The organism is Paenibacillus sp. OT2-17 (assembly GCF_009827695.1).
Classification (GTDB): Bacteria; Bacillota; Bacilli; order Paenibacillales; family Paenibacillaceae; genus Paenibacillus; species Paenibacillus polymyxa_B.
This window is the reverse complement of the sequence record NZ_WUDQ01000413.1, coordinates 1-3,334: the sequence shown is the minus strand read 5'-3', so window position 1 is coordinate 3,334 and position 3,334 is coordinate 1. Positions and strand designations below refer to the sequence as shown.

General features: G+C 53.2%; 1 pseudogene. It reads left to right on the top strand.

The window, feature by feature from the left end:
• Positions 1 to 3,334: pseudogene (locus GRP75_RS22225) on the top strand (WIAG-tail domain); the annotation flags it as partial.

Below are 3,334 nucleotides of genomic sequence, written 5' to 3'. Positions count from 1 at the left end.
TTCATTTATACAGACGATTTGAGCGATCTCGCTGTAACGGGTGAGAAGATCGCTCCCGCTTCCATAGATTCCAGCAAGCTGAAGCAAGAGAGTATCCACACGGAATCTCTGGCGGATTATGCCGTTCAAACGATTAAGATAGCCGACGGTGCTGTGACTTCTTCGAAGATTGCCCCGGACTCCATTACGGTGGAACATCTGTCGGACGCATCTGTGGCAGGCAGTAAATTGCAGGATCGCTCTATCGGTGGTGAAAAACTTCGAGATGGTAGCATCACTCCAGAAAAGCTGGCTGATAAGATTATCAGCGGCGATCATATTGCGAATGGCTCCATTGAGAGTCGTCACTTCAAGCAATGGATCGTATCTTCAGATATGCTTCAAGATCAGGCGGTTACCTCTGATAAAATTCGCAGTGGTACGATTCAATCGAACAATTTGGCTAATGAAGCTGTCGATAGCTCCAAGTTGGGCGATCAATCTGTGACCACTTCCAAACTGCGGGATGGGGCTGTGGATGCGGCTAAAATCCAAGCTGGCAGCATTGAGAGTGCACACCTGACAGAGCATGCCGTTCATGCAAGGCATCTGGCCCCCGGTTCGATTAATCGCAAGCAGCTATCCAATGGAATTGTGGGCAAGGAACAGTTGGAGGAAGGCGTTGTCAGCGGGCGTCATCTGGAGTCGGAGGCAGTTACCAGTGTACACATTCAGGCTGGAGCGATTGAAAGAAAGCATCTGAGTCCTGGCTGCATTGGGGAAGAGCAGCTTGGAACGGGCCAAGTGACAGCCCGCCATCTGGCGGATCGGAGTATTCAGTCCAATAAACTGGCAGATCAGTCTGTAGGCTCATTGCAAATTGTCGATCAATCCGTCACTTCATCCAAGATATCGGATCAGAGCATATTACCACACAAAATTGCCGATGAGGCGGTACTTACCAGACATATTGCTACAGCAGCCATACAAGGTCCACAAATTTCTCCGGAGGCAGTTTCTTCCTTGCATCTCCAGTCCGAAATCATTCGAAAGAATCATATTGCATCGGAGGCGGTTACGGAGCAACATTTGCATTCCGGGGCTGTGACGAGCGAGAAATTAGGGAAGGGAGCAGTTCTGGAACACCATGTGGCGAATCATGCTGTCAAGGAAAATCACATTGCTTCGAGCGCGATTAAGTCTGACAAAATCGCTGACGAAGCAGTGACAGAACCTAAAATTGGCAAAGGGGCGGTAACCGGAAATAAGATTGCCTCTCAAGCCATTACACACGTACACATTGCAACGGGGGGAATTCGTGAAAACCACCTTGCCGACAACAGTGTGGGTGGAAAGGCATTGCAGGCTCAATCCGTCGATTCGACCCATCTGGCCCAGAGTTCTGTTTTGAGCAAACATCTTGGGGAAGACAGTGTTGGAACCTCGGCTTTGCAAGAACAGTCCGTTACCGCGGACATACTAGGTGAAGGCGCTGTTCAAACCGCGCATTTGGCCAGCGGAGCGGTGTACTCCCATCATTTGCAGGATCATGCTGTTACTTCGCTGAAACTATCGCCGGAAAGTGTGGCCACGGATAAAATCAATGATTTGGCGATTACGGCTCCTAAGTTAGCTGAGGGTAGTGTTACTTCCTCTAAGCTGTCTGCTCGTTCCGTGCAGCCGTGGCATATTACGGATAAAGCGGTGCAGAGTAACCATCTGGCTGTTGAAGCGGTGGAGGCGAATCATCTCGCTCCGGAATCAGTCACCTCTAATCATTTGCAATCTGCATCGGTCCAAACCAAACACCTCGCCCCCGACAGTGTATCCGGTCATGCGCTTCAGTCGGAAAGTGTCACCTCTGAGAAGCTAGCGGCCCGTGCTGTGCAGGCTCCCAATCTGGCGGAAAATAGCGTGGGTCCCGGACATTTGGCTGCGCAAGCCGTACACACTCGGCATTTGGCAGCAGGAGCAGTACAGGAGACGGAATTAGCCCAGAATGCTGTGAAGTCTGCACATCTTGCGCCCGAATCCATCCAATCGGAGCACTTGCAAAGCGGGGTCATTCAGGGAGAGCATATCGCATTGCAGGCTATAGCGACTCCGGCCTTACAGGATGAATCGGTCACCTCTGCCAAACTGTCGGAGGGAAGCGTAACTCCCACGAAACTGTCTGCCCATGCCGTGCAGTCCGGACATATTATGGACGAAGCTGTACAAAGCAACCATTTGGCTGTGGCGGCCGTGGATTCGGCACATCTGGCTGCAGGAGCGGTCACCTCGGTGCATCTACAGGCTTCCTCGGTGCTCACGAGACATTTGGCCCCGGATAGTGTGTCAGGTCGTGCGCTTCAAGCGGAAAGCGTCACCTCGGAAAAGCTGGCAGCGCGCTCGGTACAAGGAATGAACCTCGCGGAAGGCAGCATCGGCCCTTCACATCTTTCTGCGCAAACGGTGCACACTCGGCATCTGGCAGCTGGAGCAGTACAGGATAGAGCACTGGCAGAGAGTGCAGTGAAGTCCGTGCACATCGCACCGGAATCCATCCAGCCACATCATCTGCAAATTGGAACCATTCAGGGGGAACACATCGCATCACAGTCCATATCGACCGATGCTTTGCAGGATGAGTCCGTTACGTCCGACAAACTGGCGGATAAGGGCGTGACTGCCGCCAAGCTGTCTGCCCACTCGGTCCAGCCGTGGCACATTACAGACGAAGCGGTGCAAGCCAAACATTTGGCAGAAGAAGCCGTTCAGTCCAGTCATCTGGCCCAGGAATCGGTCACCTCTGCCCATTTGCAGGCTTCAGCGGTGCTTGCGAGCCATCTGGCCCCGGATAGCGTATCCAGTAGTGCGCTTCAAGCAGAAAGCATCACCTCAGAAAAGCTGGCGGCACACTCGGTGCAAGCGACGCATCTCGCGGAAGGAAGCGTTGGCCCTCCACATCTGTCCACGCAAGCGATACACACTCGGCACTTGGCAACGGGTGCAGTACAGGACAGAGCGCTGGCAGAAGGGGCAGTGAAATCCGTGCATATCGCACCGGAGTCCATCCAGTCGCATCATCTGCAAACGGGAACCATTCAGGATGTGCATATCTCCTCACAGGCGATATCGACTGATGCTTTGCAGAATGAGTCCGTTACGTCCGACAAATTGGCGGATGAAGGCGTGACTGCCGCCAAACTGTCTGCCCACTCAGTCCAGTCGTGGCACATCACAGACGAAGCGGTGCAAGCCAATCATTTGGCAGAAGAGGCTGTCCAGTCCAACCATTTGGCCCTGGAATCCGTCAGCTCTGCCCATTTGCAGGCTTCAGCGGTGCTTGCGAGCCATCTGGCCTCGGATAGCG